21 protein-coding genes are annotated in these 17,419 nt (G+C 55.9%); 11 read left to right on the plus strand and 10 right to left on the minus strand.

Annotation, left to right across the window (positions count from 1 at the left end):
* The first annotated feature begins 62 nt into the window (after positions 1–62).
* Entirely contained in the window at positions 63–287 is a 225-nt protein-coding gene (locus HRU87_RS04990; RefSeq protein WP_173493830.1) for a DUF3107 domain-containing protein, read from the plus strand.
* Positions 287–586, plus strand: coding sequence for a hypothetical protein (locus HRU87_RS04995; protein ID WP_173493831.1), 300 nt, complete (start codon positions 287–289; stop codon positions 584–586). Before HRU87_RS04990 ends, HRU87_RS04995 begins: the two co-directional genes overlap by 1 nt.
* On the opposite strand, the gene HRU87_RS05000 is transcribed toward HRU87_RS04995, so the two are convergent.
* Complete coding sequence (locus HRU87_RS05000; RefSeq protein ID WP_173493832.1) at positions 569–1,327, minus strand: ferritin-like fold-containing protein; 759 nt, start codon at positions 1,325–1,327, stop codon at positions 569–571. The two genes, HRU87_RS04995 and HRU87_RS05000, sit on opposite strands and share 18 nt — an antisense overlap.
* A gap of 67 nt (positions 1,328–1,394) precedes the next feature.
* Here HRU87_RS05000 and HRU87_RS05005 point away from each other — a divergent pair, with 67 nt between their 5' ends.
* On the plus strand, positions 1,395–2,702 hold the full coding sequence (locus tag HRU87_RS05005) for a DEAD/DEAH box helicase (RefSeq protein ID WP_173493833.1): 1,308 nt from the start codon (positions 1,395–1,397) through the stop codon (positions 2,700–2,702).
* On the opposite strand, the gene HRU87_RS05010 is transcribed toward HRU87_RS05005, so the two are convergent.
* Complete coding sequence (locus tag HRU87_RS05010; RefSeq protein WP_173493834.1) at positions 2,672–3,541, minus strand: PHP domain-containing protein; 870 nt, start codon at positions 3,539–3,541, stop codon at positions 2,672–2,674. The genes HRU87_RS05005 and HRU87_RS05010 overlap by 31 nt on opposite strands.
* Positions 3,542–3,558: 17 nt before the next feature.
* Here HRU87_RS05010 and HRU87_RS05015 point away from each other — a divergent pair, with 17 nt between their 5' ends.
* Positions 3,559–4,947, plus strand: coding sequence for an aminopeptidase P family protein (locus tag HRU87_RS05015; RefSeq protein ID WP_173493835.1), 1,389 nt, complete (start codon positions 3,559–3,561; stop codon positions 4,945–4,947).
* Here HRU87_RS05015 and HRU87_RS05020 read toward each other — a convergent pair.
* Entirely contained in the window at positions 4,936–5,451 is a 516-nt protein-coding gene (locus tag HRU87_RS05020) for a YflT domain-containing protein (protein ID WP_173493836.1), read from the minus strand. The two genes, HRU87_RS05015 and HRU87_RS05020, sit on opposite strands and share 12 nt — an antisense overlap.
* 47 nt (positions 5,452–5,498) lie before the next feature.
* Between HRU87_RS05020 and HRU87_RS05025 the strand changes: the two genes are divergently transcribed.
* The 4 genes from HRU87_RS05025 to HRU87_RS05040 are packed head-to-tail and all read left to right on the plus strand — an operon-like array spanning position 5,499 to position 9,809.
* Positions 5,499–6,734, plus strand: coding sequence for a magnesium transporter MgtE N-terminal domain-containing protein (locus tag HRU87_RS05025; RefSeq protein ID WP_173493837.1), 1,236 nt, complete (start codon positions 5,499–5,501; stop codon positions 6,732–6,734).
* A gap of 2 nt (positions 6,735–6,736) precedes the next feature.
* Complete coding sequence (locus tag HRU87_RS05030; protein ID WP_173493838.1) at positions 6,737–7,237, plus strand: DUF1003 domain-containing protein; 501 nt, start codon at positions 6,737–6,739, stop codon at positions 7,235–7,237.
* Positions 7,234–8,334 carry an Mrp/NBP35 family ATP-binding protein gene (locus HRU87_RS05035; RefSeq protein ID WP_173493839.1) on the plus strand — a complete coding sequence of 367 codons (1,101 nt, stop codon included), beginning with the start codon at positions 7,234–7,236 and terminating at the stop codon, positions 8,332–8,334. The genes HRU87_RS05030 and HRU87_RS05035 overlap by 4 nt, the downstream gene beginning before the upstream one ends.
* Before the next feature lie 8 nt (positions 8,335–8,342).
* Positions 8,343–9,809, plus strand: a complete 1,467-nt coding sequence (locus HRU87_RS05040) for a succinic semialdehyde dehydrogenase (protein WP_173493840.1) — start codon at positions 8,343–8,345, stop codon at positions 9,807–9,809.
* Here the strand turns inward: HRU87_RS05040 and HRU87_RS05045 are convergent.
* Positions 9,806–10,156 carry a twin-arginine translocase TatA/TatE family subunit gene (locus tag HRU87_RS05045; protein WP_173493841.1) on the minus strand — a complete coding sequence of 117 codons (351 nt, stop codon included), beginning with the start codon at positions 10,154–10,156 and terminating at the stop codon, positions 9,806–9,808. The genes HRU87_RS05040 and HRU87_RS05045 overlap by 4 nt on opposite strands.
* A 63-nt stretch (positions 10,157–10,219) precedes the next feature.
* Here HRU87_RS05045 and HRU87_RS05050 point away from each other — a divergent pair, with 63 nt between their 5' ends.
* Positions 10,220–10,846, plus strand: a complete 627-nt coding sequence (locus tag HRU87_RS05050; RefSeq protein WP_173493842.1) for an O-methyltransferase — start codon at positions 10,220–10,222, stop codon at positions 10,844–10,846.
* A 3-nt stretch (positions 10,847–10,849) separates the two neighbouring features.
* Here HRU87_RS05050 and HRU87_RS05055 read toward each other — a convergent pair whose 3' ends face one another.
* The gene (locus HRU87_RS05055) at positions 10,850–11,023 is read right to left on the minus strand and encodes a DUF3117 domain-containing protein (protein ID WP_173493843.1); all 174 of its coding nucleotides are present in this window, start codon (positions 11,021–11,023) and stop codon (positions 10,850–10,852) included.
* Positions 11,024–11,089: 66 nt separating this feature from the next.
* Entirely contained in the window at positions 11,090–12,160 is a 1,071-nt protein-coding gene (gene dapE, locus HRU87_RS05060) for a succinyl-diaminopimelate desuccinylase (RefSeq protein ID WP_173493844.1), read from the minus strand.
* 30 nt (positions 12,161–12,190) lie between these two features.
* Between dapE and dapD the strand changes: the two genes are divergently transcribed.
* Entirely contained in the window at positions 12,191–13,141 is a 951-nt protein-coding gene (gene dapD, locus HRU87_RS05065; protein WP_173493845.1) for a 2,3,4,5-tetrahydropyridine-2,6-dicarboxylate N-succinyltransferase, read from the plus strand.
* On the opposite strand, the gene thiL is transcribed toward dapD, so the two are convergent.
* The gene (thiL, locus tag HRU87_RS05070) at positions 13,138–14,133 is read right to left on the minus strand and encodes a thiamine-phosphate kinase (protein ID WP_173493846.1); all 996 of its coding nucleotides are present in this window, start codon (positions 14,131–14,133) and stop codon (positions 13,138–13,140) included. The two genes, dapD and thiL, sit on opposite strands and share 4 nt — an antisense overlap.
* Positions 14,134–14,156: 23 nt before the next feature.
* On the opposite strand from thiL, the gene HRU87_RS05075 reads away from it, so the two are divergent.
* A complete protein-coding gene (locus HRU87_RS05075) occupies positions 14,157–14,600 on the plus strand; it encodes a DUF3515 family protein (protein ID WP_173493847.1) in 444 nt (147 codons plus the stop codon).
* Here HRU87_RS05075 and HRU87_RS05080 read toward each other — a convergent pair.
* The 3 genes from HRU87_RS05080 to HRU87_RS05090 are packed head-to-tail and all read right to left on the minus strand — an operon-like array spanning position 14,597 to position 17,417.
* Positions 14,597–15,658: a D-alanine--D-alanine ligase family protein gene (locus tag HRU87_RS05080; protein WP_173493848.1), complete on the minus strand. Its 1,062-nt coding sequence runs from the start codon at positions 15,656–15,658 to the stop codon at positions 14,597–14,599. The two genes, HRU87_RS05075 and HRU87_RS05080, sit on opposite strands and share 4 nt — an antisense overlap.
* On the minus strand, positions 15,655–16,656 hold the full coding sequence (locus HRU87_RS05085) for an NAD(P)H-dependent glycerol-3-phosphate dehydrogenase (RefSeq protein WP_246247210.1): 1,002 nt from the start codon (positions 16,654–16,656) through the stop codon (positions 15,655–15,657). Before HRU87_RS05085 ends, HRU87_RS05080 begins: the two co-directional genes overlap by 4 nt.
* Complete coding sequence (locus tag HRU87_RS05090) at positions 16,653–17,417, minus strand: lysophospholipid acyltransferase family protein (RefSeq protein ID WP_173493849.1); 765 nt, start codon at positions 17,415–17,417, stop codon at positions 16,653–16,655. Before HRU87_RS05090 ends, HRU87_RS05085 begins: the two co-directional genes overlap by 4 nt.
* Positions 17,418–17,419 lie beyond the last annotated feature (2 nt).

The following is a 17,419-nucleotide window of genomic DNA, read 5'->3' on the forward strand; positions in this document are numbered from 1 at the left end:
AAATCTATTGGGCGGGGCAGACATTTTGATGTCGTAACCTAGAGGCACCTATAAGGAGTGTCATGGAAATCAGAATTGGGATTCGCGAAAATCAACGAGACATCAGCTTCGAGTCCAACCAAACCCTCGCGGAGGTAACCAAGGCGGTCTCTGAGGCATTTGCAAACAAGGTTGACCTGCTTCAATTCGAGGATGAAAAGGGGAAGACCATTTTGGTTCCAGTTTCATCTGTGGCTTACTTTGAAATCGGAGCGGAGCAAAACCGCAGGGTTGGATTTATTGCCTAATGGAAATTCTGGTTCTACTCGCTTACGCAGCCATTTTGGCGCTGGTGGCGCCATTCGTTCTCCCAAAATCTGAGCATTACGGATCGCTGGTTCCGCTTGGGCTAGCCCTGGCATCGGGCTCTGCACTTTGGCTGGTTTTGACCTGGTTTGGCTTTCACTACGACGAGGCTTGGATCTGGTTCATCGTCATGCTGGCCATGCCGGCAGCTATTTGGTTTGGAACCTCTTACCTGGCAAAACTCAGGGCTGAGAGCGAAGCGAAAAAGCTTTCCGAGCTGCGACTACGCGGTAAGGCCTAGTCGGTCCATTCTGACGGTGTGCTGAGCAATTAGCTCAGAGGTGTAGGGCTCAAGCGCCTTGAACTGGGTTCGAGCCAATTCCGTTGGGGTCAGGTTTGGAAGTGGAGTGAGAACCTTGTCGAGGTTAACAGAATCTCGAATTTCCAAGAGCACATCCGCCACAATCATCCGCCCGTACATCGCAAGACGGTGCCCAACTCTCGCGTCATCCTCAATCGCCTGAATTAGGGCTTCCTGCAACGTCGTCTCGAGCGCGCCGTCTGACAGAAGTTCCTCGACTCGGATTCGCTTGGAGGGAGCAAGACCTTTCACCAAGTTTCTGTAGTGACTCTCCAGCATTCCGAAGGCTATGTAGTCGAGCATCAAATCCTCGAGCGAATCCGTCCCTTGAATTCTTGCCAGGGCGAAATCCAGCCTGGAGGCGAAGTGCTGGTGTGAAATTTCGCTGAACAGCCCCTGTTTGCTTACCAACGCTGTTAGCTCTGCGTGCCTTGCGTAGTAGGAGTTGGAGAGTTTGTGAAGCTTCTTGGAAAGGGCCTGGTCAGAAACGGTTTCGGACTGGTGGTCAAGCCGCTCAGCAATTGCGAGGGTGAGAACGGAAAGCTGTCCGAGGTAAATCTCGGGCGAGGGGGTAAGCTTTGAAGGGTTGAGTTGAACTTGGCTGCGACCTGCACCTGTGTCGCGAGAAGGAAGCGAAAGCTTCTGAGAAACCTTGCGCAGTCTGCGTAGCCAATCCAACACCCCAGAAGCTTATAACCACAATCCTGCCGACCACCAATGTGAGGCAGCAAACACAGAAGAGATTTTCTTGAACTTTCGCTCACTGGGCATCGATGCAGACATCTGCGATGCCTTAGATTCCAAAAACATCACCAGTCCATTCCCAATTCAGCAGCAAGCTATTCCAGTTGCGTTATCTGGAACCGACGTTATTGGCCAGGCAAAAACCGGAACCGGTAAAACACTGGGGTTCGGGCTACCACTGCTGCAGTCACTGGGACAGAATCCAGAGCCTGGCGTCCAGGCACTGGTCGTTGTGCCAACGAGAGAGCTGGCCATTCAGGTTGCAGAGGACCTCGAACTTGCAGCTTCCAACCGACCAACCCAAATAGCGGCTATCTACGGTGGCAAGGCATACGAGGGTCAAGTAGCTGCCCTCAAGGCCGGCGCTCAAGTTGTAGTGGGTACCCCCGGACGCTTGATTGATCTGGCAAAACAAAAACTCCTTGACCTCACCAAGATCAGATTCATGGTGCTGGACGAGGCCGATGAGATGCTCGACCTGGGCTTCTTGCCAGACGTGGAGAAGCTGTTTAGCTTTACCCCGCAGGATCGCCAGACCATGCTGTTCTCAGCGACCATGCCGGCGGCAATTCTTAACCTGGCTCGCAGATACCAAAACCGACCGATTCACATCAGGGTTCAGGATCCAGACGAAGGTAAGACCAAGGCAGATATCAAACAGTTTGTCTACCGAGCACACGCCCTTGACAAGGATGAGGTTGTGGGCCGCATCCTGCAGGCCGAGGGTAGAGGCAAGACCGTAATCTTCGTGAAAACCAAGCGAACCAGCGCCAAGCTCACCGAGGAACTGACTGACCGCGGATTTAGTGCCACTCCCCTGCACGGCGACATGTCGCAAGAGGCTCGAGAGCGCTCGATGACCAACTTCCGCACGGGTAAGAAAGAGATTCTGGTGGCAACCGAGGTTGCTGCCCGAGGTATTGACGTTGATGACGTGACCCACGTGATCAACTACTCGGTTCCAGAGGACGAGAAGGCCTACCTGCACCGCGTTGGCAGAACTGGTCGCGCTGGAAAACTGGGCGTAGCTATCACTTTTGTTGACTGGGACGACATGGCCCGCTGGGTCCACATCAACCGGGAGCTAGAGCTCGGTCAGCCTGAGCCTCAAGAGACCTACTCAAGCTCGAAGCACCTTTTCGAAGAGCTGGGGATTCCGGCGGGAACCAAGGGTCGTATTGCAAGGGCTAAAGAACCTGCCAAAGAGAAATCTGAGGCGAAGAGCAAGCCGGTCCAGAGTTCTCCGGCTGCTCCCAAGCGTGAGCGTAACCGAGTCAGGAACTACAGAAACGGTTCGAAGCCCCAGGCTTGATCAATGATGCGCTCCAGCATTTCGGGAGCCGTGGTGTTCTCACCAAGTTTGTTGTCCTTGCCACCAACCCCGTGATAGTCGGATGATCCGGTGACGATTAGGTTGTGCTTCAGTGCCAGCTCCGAGAGCCAGGTCCTTGCGACTTTGGGAACCGAGCGGTGATTTACCTCAAGGCCGTTGAGCCCTGCAGCAATTAGGTATTCGAAATGTGCCTGAGGTAGATCCTCTGGTTTTGCACCCGCAGGGAAATCAATCAGCGGATGTGCCATCACGGACACTCCCCCTGCACCTCGAATCAGCTCAATCGCCTCCAGGGTTGGAAGCGAGACCTCCGAGACGTAGTAGGGAGAGTTTCGGTGCAGGATCGAAGTGAAGGCATCCGAGCGAGTCGGCACAATTCCAAGCGAAACTAAAGCGTCGGCAATAGCCGGGCGCCCAATGGTGGAGCCCAGTGGCAACTGAGCCTGAACCAAATCCCAGCTGACTGGGTAGTCCGCTTCAAGCCTGCGGACCATTTCCTTAGCTCTTTTGACCCTGGACTCCTTGGTTCGATTTAGCGCACCGATTAGCGGCTCATTCTCTGGGTCTGGCAAATAGGCGAGGATGTGGACGCTGATGCCTCTGCCGGTCTCGGTTTCAGATCTCGTGGAAACTTCAATGCCGGGGACTAGGCCGATTCGGTTGGTCTGAGCGGCGGAGATTGCCTCTTGCCAACCCGAAACGGTGTCGTGATCAGTAATTGCTAGGACCTCGATGCCGGCGGCTTTGGCATTTTCCACAAGCTGTGCCGGCGTGTCTTTGCCGTCGGACTGATTTGTGTGTGCATGGAGGTCTATCACAGGAGCAGAATAGTGCCATGGGAAAAAAGAACCAGCCAACCAACCGATCTCGCACTCCGCACTCGGAGAGCTTCTTGAAATTCATCGCCGCTAACTGGCAAGAGTCTGCTCCGGCAAACCTGCAGCGCTGGGAGGTTGCCGATTACGCACTCACCCGCCGTAATCAGCTTGCTAAGCAGTTCAAGGGCGAGGTGCTGGTCATCGAGGCCGGGGAGCCTAAGACTCGCTCGAATGACACCGAATATCGGTATCGTCCGCACTCTGGCTTTGCCCACCTAACCGGCTGGGGCTCGTCCACTGTGCCGGGTTCAGTGCTCGTGATTGATGCCAGCAAAAAGACTCCGAAGCACACACTGTATTTGATGCCGACTGCAGATAAATCCAGCGATGAATTTTTCGCCAACCCCATGATTGGCGAATTTTGGGTCGGACCTAGACCAACGCTAGAGGAGGTCTCGACCCAGCTCGGAATTCAAACTCGGGACATTTCCAAGCTGCGCGATGATCTGAAAAAACTTGAGCGGAAGATAACGCTGAAGTCTGAGGCCCTGCTCGAAGCACTTTCAACCATGAGATTTGTGAAAGACGAATACGAAATTGCCCAGCTGAGAGAGGCTGTAAATGTGACCATCAGGGGCTTTGGGGATGTTGCCAGAGCCCTTCCGCAGGCAAGTCGGAAAAAGCGCGGCGAGCGAATTGTGGAGACTGCGTTTTTCGCCCGGGCCAGACATGAGGGGTACGACCTCGGCTATGAGACCATCGCCGCAGCGGGAAAGAACGCCTGCACCCTGCACTGGACCAGGAACGATGGTGAAGTGGTGGAAGGCGACCTAATTTTGGTTGATGCCGGAGTCGAGCTTGATTCGCTCTACACCGCGGATGTCACAAGAACCATTCCGGTAAACGGAAAATTCTCACCCGAGCAGAAACTGATTTATGACGCAGTTTTAGAAGCTGCCGATGCCGCATTTGCCATTGCCAAACCCGGAGTTAGATTCCGCGACATTCACAATGCTGCCATTGAGGTGATTGCCAAGAAGGCTGCCGAGCTGGGCCTTATCCAGGTTTCGGCCGAGGAGGCTTTGAAGCCGGAGAACCAGCAGCACAGGCGCTTCATGGTGCACGGCACCAGCCACCACCTGGGTATGGATGTCCACGACTGCGCGCAGGCAAAGCGCGAGCTTTATCAGGACGGCATCTTGGAGCCGGGCATGGTTTTCACCATTGAACCGGGGCTCTACATTCACGAGGGTGACCTGAGTGCTCCGGAGCGATTCCGAGGCATCGGAGTGAGAATCGAGGACGACGTGCTGGTCACCGAGCATGGCGTGGAGAATCTTTCCGCTGGACTGCCCAGAACTACCGATGGAATAGAAAAATGGTTCGCCCAGGAGCTACTCGGCTGAGTGACTGATTCCCAGAATCTTCCTCGCTTGAATGGCCTGAGCCTCTGGGACTACAACCTCGTAGCGAGTAGCAACCGGCATTTGGCTGGAAATGAAGCTTCGTTTGGTCTTGGAAGCCGAGAAGCGAATCACCTGGAACAGCATCCCCAATCCTCCTGCGACCACCAGCACGGAGAAGAACTGCTGGGGTAGGTAGGTGATGCCACCCTCTGGGTTTACCTCGATTCCAGCGCCAATGAGCAGGGCAAAGATCAAGCCCATCCAGAACCCCGTGATCAATCCCGAAAGCGCGACCTTTCCGTAACCAAGGCGAGAGCGGACTCGCTCAACCAGCACTGGATCGTGACCGATGATGCTGATGCTCCCCGGCGGGAGCTCTCCGGCGATCAGCTTGTCGACCAGGGCGGTGGCGTCCTGGTAGTTAGGGAAATCGCCTAGCGAGTGGCCCTTTGGGACGCTGGGTCCTGCGGGCCTAATTCTGGTAGAGATTTTGCGGTCGCTCATGAGTGCATTTTGCCAGAACTCTCGATTGGGGCAATAAGGTTATCTCTATGAGCGCAACCAGGGTATTCGTGGCCAGATTGGCGGGCTGCGGCGTATTTGACCCCCTGGGTGATCGCGTAGGAAAAGTCATCGATGTGCTGATGGCCTATCGCAAGACCCAACCCCCGAGGGCTACCGGATTCATCATCGAGATCTCAGGGCGCCGAAGGGTGTTCTTGCCCGTCACTCGAGTCACCGCAATCGCCCCCGGTCAGCTCATCACCAACGGCTTTATTGACCTCAGAAGGTTTTCCCAGCGCGGTCAAGAGGTCAGGGCAATCGCCGAAATTTTGGGACGGCGAGTTACGCTTCACGATGGCACCGGGGATGCCACCATCGAAGACTTTGCGATCGAGAAGAACAAGCGCGGCGAATGGACGCTCACTGAACTATTTGTGCGCAAGGCCAAGAGTTCTGCGCTGCCGTTTGCCAAGGGCCCAACCCAGTTTGTGATGTGGCAGGACGTGGTTGAGAACCAGGAGCACCCAGCCGAGCAGGATGCTCAGCAGCTCCTTGACTCTGTGGCTGACCTGCGTCCAGCCGACCTAGCAACTGCGGTGCTGGATCTGCCCGAAGATCGAATGATCGCTCTCGCGGAAGAACTGGATGACGAGCGCCTTGCGGATTTGCTCGAGGAGCTGCCCGAGGAAGAGCAGCTGGAGATTATTAACGAGCTTGAGGATGAGCGAGCCGCAGAGGTTTTGGACCTGATGGGTCCGGATGATGCCGCCGACCTGATGGCTAACCTCTCGGCTGAGCGAACCGAAGTCCTCTTGGATTTGATGGACCAGGAAGAGGCTGAGGATATCAGGCAGCTTCTGAAGTATGAGCCTTACACCGCGGGTGGAATGATGACCCCGGAGCCAATCATCTGTTCGGCAGACACCACCGTGGCCGAGGCCATGGCGCTAATTCGCCGCAAGGAAGTGGAACCGGTTTTGGCAGCCCAGGTTTTTGTTACTTTGCCGCCCTATGAGACTCCAACCGGCAAGTACTTAGGTGTGGTTCACTTCCAGAAAATGCTGCGCTACCCACCGCACGAGCGCCTGAGCTCACTGCTGGACTCCGAGCAGGAACCAATTAACCCTCACACCAAGATCGGCCAGATTCACCGTGACCTCGCTACCTACGACCTGGTTGCTCTGCCGGTGGTGGATCAGGATCAGCGACTTCTAGGGGCTGTGACCGTGGATGACGTGCTAGACCACCTGCTTCCTGAAGACTGGCGAAGCGAGGAAGACTAGCCATGGCTCGTAACCTCTCCGAACTAGAAACACCGGTATCAAACCGAAGGCTGTTTCGCCTACCAACTCTGAACCAAGAGGCCGTTGGTCGCATCTCAGAGCGGTTCGCGAGAGCCATGGGAACCGGTGGCTTCCTGATTTTTATGACTGTGCTGGTCGCGCTCTGGCTCACCTGGAACACGCTGGCCCCGGTTGAGTCACAGTTCGACCCCCGGGCTTTGAACTTCACGCTGTTGACCCTAATCCTCTCGCTGCAGGCCTCATACGCTGCGCCGCTGATTCTGCTCGCGCAGAACCGACAGGATGACCGCGACCGAGTGAAGTTTGAGCAGGACCGCCAGCGATCAGAGCGCAACCTAGCCGATACCGAGTACCTGGCACGGGAAGTCGTTGCGTTGCGACTGGCCCTGGAAGAGGTTGCCACCAAGGATTTCGTGCGGGATGAGCTGCGCGAAATGATGAAGGAAATGCTCGAAGAGCTCAACGACAAAAAAACCAAATGAGCCAAGCACTCGCCGCCCTGGCTCAGGTGATTGATCCCGAGCTTCGGGCCCCCATAACGGACCTGGGCATGGTGGAGCTGATTTCGGAATCAGAATCAAACTGCTCGGTAAGAATCCTGCTGACGATTGCCGGTTGCCCCGCCGCCCAAAAGATTGAGCGGGATGTTAGAGCAGCCCTGGCCACAAAATTTGTCGACTATCAACTTGAGATGTCAACCATGTCCGCTTCACAGCGCGAAGAGCTCAAAGCCAAACTCCGCAATGGCAAGCCGCCAAGGTTCAATCCCTTCGTGCAGGAGGACAACTTCACCCGAGTGATTTTTGTAGGCAGCGGCAAAGGCGGGGTTGGAAAAAGCACCATCACCGCAAACTTGGCCGCCTCCCTCGCCATTCTGGGCAAGAAGGTTGGGTTGATTGATGCCGACATCTTTGGCTATTCAATTCCTGGTCAGTTTGGCATTACCGAGAACCCCACCAAGGTCGATGAACTAATCCTGCCCCCGATTGCGTTTGACGTCCGAGTCATGTCCATCGGGTTTTTTGTTAGGGACAATCAACCCATCGGCTGGCGAGGTCCGATGCTTCACCGAGCCATTGAGCAATTTCTAACCGATGTGTACTGGGGCGATTTGGACTACCTCTTGGTTGACTTACCGCCTGGCACCGGGGACGTGGCAATCAGCCTCGGGCAGCTAATTCCTAAAGCTCAGTCCATCGTGATCACTACCCCACAGGCAGCTGCCGCAACGGTTGCGCAGCGCAGCGGAGCCATTGGACTTCAGACCGGACAGCAGATCCTCGGGGTGATCGAGAACATGGCTTACCTGGAGACCCAGGGTCAAAAACTAGAAATCTTTGGCTCCGGCGGGGGTGCTGCTGTCGCCAGTCGACTGAGTGAACTCAGTGGATCCGAGGTCAGGGTCATAGCCACCCTTCCAATTAGTCCGGAACTGAGAATCGGTGCCGATGCGGGAATCCCACTGGTGGTTTCAAGCCCTGAAAATGAAATTTCGCAGCGCATTTTGAAGGTTGCAGAGCAGCTTGCCAGCACTCCAATTGGCCTGGCGGGGAAATCTTTAGGGCTGAAACCTCGTTAGATTGAAGTATGAGCGTAATTGAAGTAATCAGCCCGCTGACCGGTAAAAAACTCCACGAGTTGAAGTCCTTCTCGGCCGAAGAGGTTGTTGAAGCGGTAGCCAGAGGCCGCAAAGCACAGCGGTTCTGGTCGCAAAAAACTCCTCGGGACCGAGCCCTAATGGCTAAGCGGCTTGCCGCACTTTTGGCTAAACGGCAAGAGCAGATGATGGATATCCTGCAGGCAGAGACCGGCAAGTCCCGCTCCCACGCATTTGAAGAGATTGCCGGAGCCCTCGGAGCTATCAGCTACTACGCCAGAATGACTCCCAAACTGATGCGACGAAAGCGAATTGCGGCATCAGTGCCGCTGCTACTCTCCGCCTACCTAGAACCCGCGCCAATTGGCGTCGTTGGAATTATCACCCCTTGGAACTACCCGCTGGCACTGACCATGATGGATGTCATTCCAGCACTGATGGCCGGCAACGCCGTGGTTCAGAAGGCAGACAACCAAACCGCTAAAACCGTTGCCTTCGCTCGTGATTTGGCTGTAGAGGCAGGTTTCCCGGCTGAGAGCTGGCAGGTGGTGCAGGGCAATCCCTCCGAGGTGGGTAATGCCATAACCGACAATGTCGACTACGTTGCCTTCACAGGTTCAACACCCACTGGCCGTTTGGTGGCCGAGCGGGCAGCCAAGCGCCTAATTGGCTACAGCCTCGAACTCGGTGGCAAGAACCCGATGATTGTGCTGCCGTCGGCTGACCTGAAAAAGAGTGCGGAGATTGCCATCGGTTCGGCGTTCAGTAATGCCGGCCAACTTTGCGTTTCGATTGAACGAATCTATCTTCCAAACTTTGCCCTAGAGGAATTTGCCCGGCACCTGAAGCAGGCGGTTGAGTCGATGAAGCTTGGGGTGTCGAACCGATTTGACTTTGACATGGGGTCGCTTACTTCTTCCAGCCAACTCGATCGCGTCAGCGGATTTGTGCAACGTGCGGTGAGCGATGGCGCCAGGGTCGTGACCGGCGGCAAGCCACTGCCTGAGCTAGGGCCGAACTTTTACGCTCCGACCGTGCTCACCGACCTCAAGGACGATGCCGAAATCCTGACCCGCGAAATCTTTGGGCCAGTGATTGCCCTGGTCGGTTACGACTCGCTCGACGAAGCCATCGAGAAGGCAAACGACACGGAGTTTGGGCTAAACGCTTCGGTAGTTGGCGACACCAAAACGGCTCTCGGAGTCGCATCCAAGTTGATGGCGGGATCAGTCAACATCAACGAGGGTTACCGGGCTTCCATGGCATCAATGGCTGCCCCCATGGGCGGTATGAAGCAATCGGGCATGGGCAGAAGATCTGGTCCAGACGGTCTACTTCGCTTCACCGAGAAGCGAACAATTGGTGTGGCAAACAAACTGCCAATTGGACTTCCAACCAGGGCAAAGGAATACCAGCGGATGGCTCCGCTGATGACTCAGCTCACCAAGCGGGTTTAGGTCGACTCGGGGTCAAACGGGGCACTCTCACCAATTTCCAGTGGCGTTTGAACTTTAGGCCGGTTGAGTTTTTCGGCGGCGTTTGGCTGACGCAGTGGCTCGCGTAGCGCCTCGCGAACGATTCTTCTGGGGTCATACTGCCTTGGATCTAGCTTTTTCCAATCCAGATCCTCAAACCCGTCTCCAAGCTCGGACTTCATTTGGGTTTGAGCATTGTCGACCATGCGACGCATCTTCTTGATCCACTCGGCAAGGGCTTTTGAGTAGCCGGGAAGTCGCTCGGGGCCGATAATCAAGACGGCAAGCAGCGCGAGAAGCAAGATTTTTTCAGCGCTGAGACCAAACATGCCTAGAGTTTACCCCCATGAATACGGCGCTATTGACGCTTTCCTACCTAAGCTTTAGCCATCATGATTGACAAAATTTCAAGCTGGAAATTCGCCGAGGACTACGTCGTCGAACCGCAACACATCGCCGCGGCCCGACACCACGCCGAACAGTTGGGGGTCGAGTCGGTGACCCAGGCAACCGGAAATCAATTGGCGCTTCTTGCGGCTATCTCCAAGGCTAAAAACATCGTTGAGGCCGGAACCGGAGCAGGAGTTTCCAGCCTTTGGCTCCTGAGCGCATCAAAGGATTCAGTGCTCACCACAATCGACAATGAGCCCGAGTATCAAAACGTGGCCCGGAAAAACTTCCTGGCCAGTGAGATTCCAGCCGCCCGCATCCGAGTGATCACGGGGAAGGCTAAGGCTGTCATGGGAAACATGGCGGATGGTGCCTACGATTTGGTATTCCTGGACATTGACCCGCTAGACCTCGAAGAATTACTACCAACCGCCGTGAGCCTGCTCAAACCTGGTGGCACGCTGCTGCTTGCCCATGCCCTGTGGCGAGACCGGGTGCCAAACCCCACTCTTCGAGACGATGAAACTTCAGCCCTGAGGGCTTCGCTTCGAAACTTTGGGGATGGCGACGGCTTTATTGCCTCTGTGTCGCTGATTGGAGATGGCCTACTTATGGTGGCCAAGGCCTGAGGCCTACTTCTTGATAACGCCTTCGAGAACCTTGTGAAGCTCTTTGGCCTCGGTCTCGTTTACGGAGACCACAAGGCGACCGCCGCCCTCTAGAGGCACGCGCAACACAATTAGGCCGCGGGGTTCGCGCTCTGCCTCCATTGGTCCGTCACCGGTGCGAGGCTTCATTGCTGCCATGAGAAGTTCTCCTAGGGAATTTGCGGAATGGCTAAATTATCCCAGAAATGGCCTCAGATAGCCAATTTAGTTGCCCGTTAGCCAGCCTCGCAGGCCCTGCTCGCAGTCAAAAAGGTGACCCACGGGAACACTCTCATTGTCAGCGTGAGCGAGTGAAGGGTCTCCAGGTCCGTAGTTGACCGCTGGTATCCCCAGGGCGCTGAAGCGCGCTACGTCGGTCCAACCGTATTTTGGCCGCACTTCGGTTTTGGTGGAGGCGATGAAAGCCTGGGCAAGCTCAGTGTTTAATCCTGGCCTGGCGCCCTCTGCGGCATCTGTAACCACAACCTCGTAGCCACTGAAAAACTCCCTGAGCATTGCCTCCGCCTCCGAAGCGGACTTATCGGGAGCAAAGCGGTAGTTCACGGTCAGCGTTGCTAGGTCTGGGATTACGTTGGTGGCGATGCCGGCGCTAGCCAAGACTGCATTCAACGATTCTCGATATTCCAAACCGTCAACTGAAACGGTTTGGGGCTCGTAGCTTGAGAGGCTTTGGAGCGCAGGGGTTAGTTTATGGATGGCGTTTTCACCCATCCAAGGCCTGGCCGAGTGAGCCTTGGTCCCCTTGGCTGAAACCTCAACGCGGATTGTTCCGTTGCAGCCTCCCTCAACCATCGCGGAGGTTGGCTCACACAGCACGGCAAACTCGCCTGCAAATAATTCGGGAGTCTCCCGAACCATTCGGCCAAGTCCATTTAGTTCGCTGGCGACCTCTTCGTTGTCGTAAAAGATCCAACTGACATCAAATACGGGGTTCTCAAGCTCGAGGGCCAGTTTCAGCATCACTGCCACGCCACCCTTCATATCCACCGTTCCGCGGCCCAGGATCACCTGTTCGCGCTCAAAGTGGTGGAGGGTCGCCGGGAGATTCCCCGCTACCGGAACGGTGTCAATGTGACCTGCGATTAGAACTCGCTTCGCACGCCCAAGATTGGTGCTTGCCACCATTGCGTTACCGCTTCGGTGGACGCTCAGGTGGCTGGCTGTTTTTAGGGTCCGCTCGATTTGGTCTGCAAGATTTGCCTCCGAGCCTGACACTGACTCAACGTTGCAGATTTCAAGGGTCAGCTCAACCAGGTTGGCGGTGTTCAGGGTCATGGCAAAAAGGCTACCTGTATTCTGGGCTTCATGAGCGAGACATACCTGGATCAGAAGGCTTGGGGCCACGGACTGGCGACTATTTCCCACGATGGAAGCGTGCTAGACGTTTGGTATCCGGAGCCTCAGGTGGGCGAGGCTCCCAAGTCAGACTTGCAGTGGTTCTCTCCCAGACACCTGGATGAGCTGGCCGGTGTCGACGAGATTCGAAACGTGCGGACCGAAGTGCTCCGATGTGAAATTGACCTCTCGCTTCCGGTTTCCTCCACCCAGGATGCTTACCTGCGACTTCAACTGCTCTCTCACCTGCTGGTGCAGCCAAATTCCATCAACCTCGAGGGCCTAATCCCCAACCTGCCCATCGTGGCGTTTACCAACCGAGGCGTGATGAGTCTCGAAGAATTTGAAAAGCGCACAATCACTTTGAGAAACCACGGAGTCGTGGCTCACTCGCTAGACAAGTTCCCCCGTTTGATTGACTACGTGGTTCCCAAGAAAGTTCGAATTGCGGATGGTAATCGAGTTCGACTAGGTGCACACCTATCCCCCGGCACCACCGTGATGCACGAGGGTTTTGTTAATTTCAATGCCGGAACCCTCGGTTCATCCATGGTTGAGGGTCGCATCTCGCAGGGAGTTGTGGTTGGCGATGGATCCGACATCGGTGGTGGGGCATCAATTATGGGAACCCTTTCGGGCGGCGGAAAAGAAAAGATCACCATCGGAAAGAGAGCCCTGCTAGGCGCCAATTCCGGTATTGGAATCTCAATTGGGGACGATTCGATCGTCGAAGCTGGCCTCTATGTCACTGCAGGAACCAAGGTGACTCTGCACCACGACGGCCGCACTCAGGTTGTAAAGGCCATTGAGCTCAGCGGACTGCCCGGAATGCTCTTTAGAAGAAACAGCCAAAACGGCAGCGTCGAAGCACTAGCTCGCGAGGGTGTCGGGGTAGAGCTGAACAGCGAGCTCCACGCCTAGGAACTTACCGAATCCCAGCCTTTGGGGCTCAGTTCTTGGCCGTCCAGAAGTACGAGACCGGCGCTCTCTCCGACTACCTTGCCGATCGCCTTGAACCCCCTTGGCAGCGCAGCCGATTCAGGGAAAGTTGCCAGTAGCGAGTGGTCTTCACCGCCGAATAGCACCCAATCCATCGGGTCTCTCTCCATGCCATCCCTCGATGTCATGGACTGGGCGGCGAGTTCTAGCACCGCTGCGTAACCCGAGAGTTTTCCAGTTGAAAGTTCAATCGTCACACCCGAGGCTTTAGCCAGTCGATTGACGTCCAGGGCCAACGAGTCCGAGACGTCCAGCATTGCGGTTGCCAAGGCTCCGGCTTCGACTCCCAGCTGGATCGGTGGGTTGGGTCGCAGCTGAACCGCAACCCACTCGTCATAGGCCTTGGCCAAGCTTTGGTCTTTGTGCAGCAAAAGGTCCAACCCACATGCGGCCCTGCCCAGCGTCCCCGCGACGGCCACGATGTCGCCGGACTTGGCCCCTGAGCGCAGCACCGGCTGGCGATCACCGAGCTGACCGTGTGCGGCAACGGCAATGACAATTTGCTCACCGGATGCCAAATCACCGCCGACTATCTCAGCGGTTGGAGCAAGCTGATCTAATCCAGCCTGCAGACCGCGCGCAAAGTCCTCGAGCCACATCTGGGTCGTGGTCTTGGTTACCACCATGGCAACCGTCAGAGCCACTGGTGTCGCCCCCATGGCAGCCAAATCGGCGAGGTTGCTGGCAACCGCCTTAAACCCAAGGTCAAATCCAGTGGAAAAATCAGTTCTGAAATCGTGGTTCTCCACCATGGTGTCAGTGGTTACCACCATTCGATGGTCATTGAGCGCAACGACAGCGGCATCGTCTCCCGATCCAACCAGGGTTGAGGGGACTGTCTTAAAAATTGCAACTGCACGCTTTAGGGCTTCAACTTCGCCCAAGGCGAAGACTGTGTCATCGAAATTTTCCACTCTCCAACGCTAGCCTGTATTCAATGCGAAAAATCCTGCTTTTAGCCCTTATCCCTGTTCTCACCGGCTGCGCAGCAACCGTGAACCTTGAGCCCGCCGAATATGCGAACGATCCCGGCTGCGCGGAGGTGATGGTCCGCACGCCAAGTGAAATTTCAGAGCTTGGACAGCGCGAAACCAACGCCCAAGCCACCTCGGCCTGGGGAGATCCGAGTGCTATTTTGCTCCGCTGCGGCCTAGAGCCGGTTGAGGCATCCACTCTCCCCTGCGTGAGTGCCGGGGATGTGGACTGGTTGGTGGATGACTCCACGGCGCCAAACTACCGGTTCATCACTTTTGCCAGGACTCCCGCGGTCGAGGTCATTGTTGACTCAACCCTCACCAGCGGAGTGTCGGCCCTTGAGGCGCTGGCTTCAGCCGTCTCAAAACTGCCGGCAACAAAACGCTGCACCGAAATTAGTGGTTAGCGAGGGGTAGTTCCCTGCCGCAATCCAGTCCGAATCAACTCATCGACGAGCTTCGGATAGCTAAGGCCGGTGGCCTGCCAGAGTGATGGATACATTGAGATCGGTGTGAAGCCTGGCATCGTGTTCACCTCGGTGATGACAAAGCCATCGCTCGTGAGGAAGAAATCGGTGCGTGCAAGGCCCGAGCAACCAAGTGCTCGGAAGGCTCGTTTTGCCAGCTCATGCATTTGCGTCAACTCGGAGTCGCTCAGCGAGGTTGGAACCAGCAGGTCGGCACCCCCGCCGAGATACTTAGCCTCGTAGTCGTAGAACTCCCTGCCCCGAACCACAATTTCACCGGCAAGGGAGACCTCCAGCGCACCGGATTCAAGTTCCAGAACCGCACACTCAACCTCGCGGCCAACGATGCACTGTTCAACCAAAACTGTATTGTCGTGCTGGAACGCGGCTTCAATGGCCGCCCCAAGGGCCTCAAAGCTGTGAACCTTGCTCACACCAACTGAGGAGCCAGAGCGCGAGGGTTTTACAAATAGCGGCAGCTCGAGTCCGGCATGGCAGCGCGCAAGGAAGTCTGCAGCGTCTCGTTTGAAATCAAGTTCGCCGACAACCAGACCCTTTGCGACGCTGAGTCCGGCCTGGCTAAACAGCGCCTTGGCCTTGGACTTCTCCATGGCTACAGCAGAGGCGAGCACGCCGTTACCAACGTAGGGGACGTGGCAAAGCTGCAGGAGCCCCTGCACAGATCCGTCTTCGCCATTGGGGCCGTGCAGCACTGGAAAGGCGATGTCGATCTTCCCCAAGTCCCTGCCAGAGGCAGTGACCCAGTTTCCCCCGCCGATTGATGGACGAACCTCGTCACTCAACAGCACTTCGGGGTTCGAAGCGAGGGTCCAAGTTTTATCAATGTCGCAGAGGGTCCACTGCCCGGTCTTGGTGATGCCAATTGGAATCACCTCGTAGCGAGCTGAGTCAATTGCGCCGGCGACCCCCAGGGCTGTGATGCAGGAGACCGAGTGCTCGGATGACTCTCCTCCGAAAATAAGTGCGACCCTGATCATGACTCGACCTCAACGTCATCTGCCAAGTTGAGCTGCCTACCAAAGTCACCGGCACGCATGCGGCCCTCAATCACATCGCTCACCTGAGTGACGATTGGCATCTCAATGCCCTTTTCCGCTGCAATCTTTAGCACCGGTGCGACCGAACTGAGACCTTCGGCAGTTTGCAGCAGGCGCTTTAGCACCTCTTTTTTGGTGTAGCCGCGACCGAGCATTTCACCAGCGCGGAAATTTCTGGAGAGCGAAGATTCACTGGTTGCAATCAGGTCACCCAGGCCAGCCAACCCAAACAGTGTGCGACGCCTTGCCCCGTGAGCCACTGCAAACTTTGTGATTTCTGCAAGTCCCCTGGTCATGATCGAAGCCTTGGTGTTTTGGCCGTAACCAAGGCCGTTCACGATTCCAATTGCGACCGCAATCAGGTTCTTCAAGACACCGCCCAGTTCGGTGCCGATGAGGTCGTGATTGGTAAAGACAGTGAAGTAGTCGCTTGAGCAGGTGCGGGCAACCTCGTTCGCTCGCTCTACATCCGGGCAGGCACAAACTGAAGCAGCCGGTTCCCCCTTGGCAATCTCTAGAGCCAGGTTTGGGCCGGAAACCACCGCCATCTGCTCGATGGGAAGACCGGTGGCTTCAACCATTACCTGACTCATCCGCAATCCTGAACCCTGCTCCAAGCCCTTGATGAGGCTCACCAGCGTGGCTCCCTTTGGGATGAACTCCCGCCAAACCTCAAGGTTTTCCCTCAGGGTCTGTGCCGGAACCGCCAGATAAATCTGCTCTGCGCCCTGCAGGGCAGTCGCAACGTCAGAGGTAGCAAAAAGGCCCGGGGGAAGCTGAATGCCAGGTAGGTAATCGCCGTTGCGGTGAGATTCGTTGATTTCCTGAGCAACTTCCTCTCGGCGCGAGTACAGCATGACGTCGCAACCGCCGTCAGCAATAACCTTGGCAATTGTGGTTCCCCAGGAACCTGCACCCATAACTACTACGCGGCTCAATTTTCTTTCCTAAAGTTGCCAATCTCACTTTGGCCCTGCTTGGCTGGATCCCAGAGTTCTTCGGGAGGGGTTTCTCCTCTAATCTCCCCCACCAATCCTGCAATTCGCTTCATCACCTGGTCGGTTGCCTGGTTCATCTCGGTGGCTGAAATGCCGTCTTTTCTCAGGTGTTCAAAGAACATCGGTTGCCCAATTTTGACCCTGACCACGTGGAAAGGATTGGGGCGGAACCGCTTCGAGTAGGTTCCAAGAATTTTTTCAATTCCCCAGTGCCCAGCTGGGACGATTGGAAGGCCCAGTTCGATTGCCAACCTGATGGCACCGGACTTGCCGCGCATCGGCCACTGGTTGGGATCTCTAGTCAGAGTTCCCTCAGGGAAAACCACCACGACCTGGCCAGCCTTTAGAAATTCAACCGCAGCCCGAAGTGGCTGCTCGTTCGACTTACCCCCGCGATAAACGGGAATCTGACCGACTTTGGGAAGCAGGGCGCCGATCACTGGGATTCGAAACAGGGGCTCTTTGGCCAGGTAGTGCGGGGTGCGCTTCATGTGAATGTAGACCGAGTAGGCAAAGGCCAGCGGGTCTAGATAGTTCACGTGGTTGGCGACCAAGATGTAACCACCCTTGGGGAGATTCTCGATCCCTTCCGTTTTAATTCGGAACATCAGGCGAATCAGCGGTGCCAGAATGGCGGCAACCAAAAAGAAGATCAGGCTATTTTCCCGCTTGGGGACTTTGGGCAGCTTTGCCTCAGCCACGA

Origin of the sequence: Aquiluna borgnonia (genome assembly GCF_013283855.1) — a bacterium.
GTDB lineage: Bacteria > Actinomycetota > Actinomycetes > Actinomycetales > Microbacteriaceae > Aquiluna > Aquiluna borgnonia.

Coding starts and splice junctions, on each gene's coding strand:
- HRU87_RS05030 (WP_173493838.1), top strand. CDS start 6,737: ATGGCTCGTAACCTCTCCGAACTAGAAACACCGGTATCAAACCGAAGG.
- HRU87_RS05075 (WP_173493847.1), top strand. CDS start 14,157: ATGCGAAAAATCCTGCTTTTAGCCCTTATCCCTGTTCTCACCGGCTGC.
- HRU87_RS05015 (WP_173493835.1), top strand. CDS start 3,559: ATGGGAAAAAAGAACCAGCCAACCAACCGATCTCGCACTCCGCACTCG.
- HRU87_RS05035 (WP_173493839.1), top strand. CDS start 7,234: ATGAGCCAAGCACTCGCCGCCCTGGCTCAGGTGATTGATCCCGAGCTT.
- HRU87_RS05040 (WP_173493840.1), top strand. CDS start 8,343: ATGAGCGTAATTGAAGTAATCAGCCCGCTGACCGGTAAAAAACTCCAC.
- HRU87_RS05025 (WP_173493837.1), top strand. CDS start 5,499: ATGAGCGCAACCAGGGTATTCGTGGCCAGATTGGCGGGCTGCGGCGTA.
- HRU87_RS05050 (WP_173493842.1), top strand. CDS start 10,220: ATGATTGACAAAATTTCAAGCTGGAAATTCGCCGAGGACTACGTCGTC.
- dapD (WP_173493845.1), top strand. CDS start 12,191: ATGAGCGAGACATACCTGGATCAGAAGGCTTGGGGCCACGGACTGGCG.
- HRU87_RS05080 (WP_173493848.1), bottom strand. CDS start 15,658: ATGATCAGGGTCGCACTTATTTTCGGAGGAGAGTCATCCGAGCACTCG.
- HRU87_RS04995 (WP_173493831.1), top strand. CDS start 287: ATGGAAATTCTGGTTCTACTCGCTTACGCAGCCATTTTGGCGCTGGTG.
- HRU87_RS04990 (WP_173493830.1), top strand. CDS start 63: ATGGAAATCAGAATTGGGATTCGCGAAAATCAACGAGACATCAGCTTC.
- dapE (WP_173493844.1), bottom strand. CDS start 12,160: ATGACCCTGAACACCGCCAACCTGGTTGAGCTGACCCTTGAAATCTGC.
- HRU87_RS05045 (WP_173493841.1), bottom strand. CDS start 10,156: ATGTTTGGTCTCAGCGCTGAAAAAATCTTGCTTCTCGCGCTGCTTGCC.
- HRU87_RS05055 (WP_173493843.1), bottom strand. CDS start 11,023: ATGGCAGCAATGAAGCCTCGCACCGGTGACGGACCAATGGAGGCAGAG.
- HRU87_RS05020 (WP_173493836.1), bottom strand. CDS start 5,451: ATGAGCGACCGCAAAATCTCTACCAGAATTAGGCCCGCAGGACCCAGC.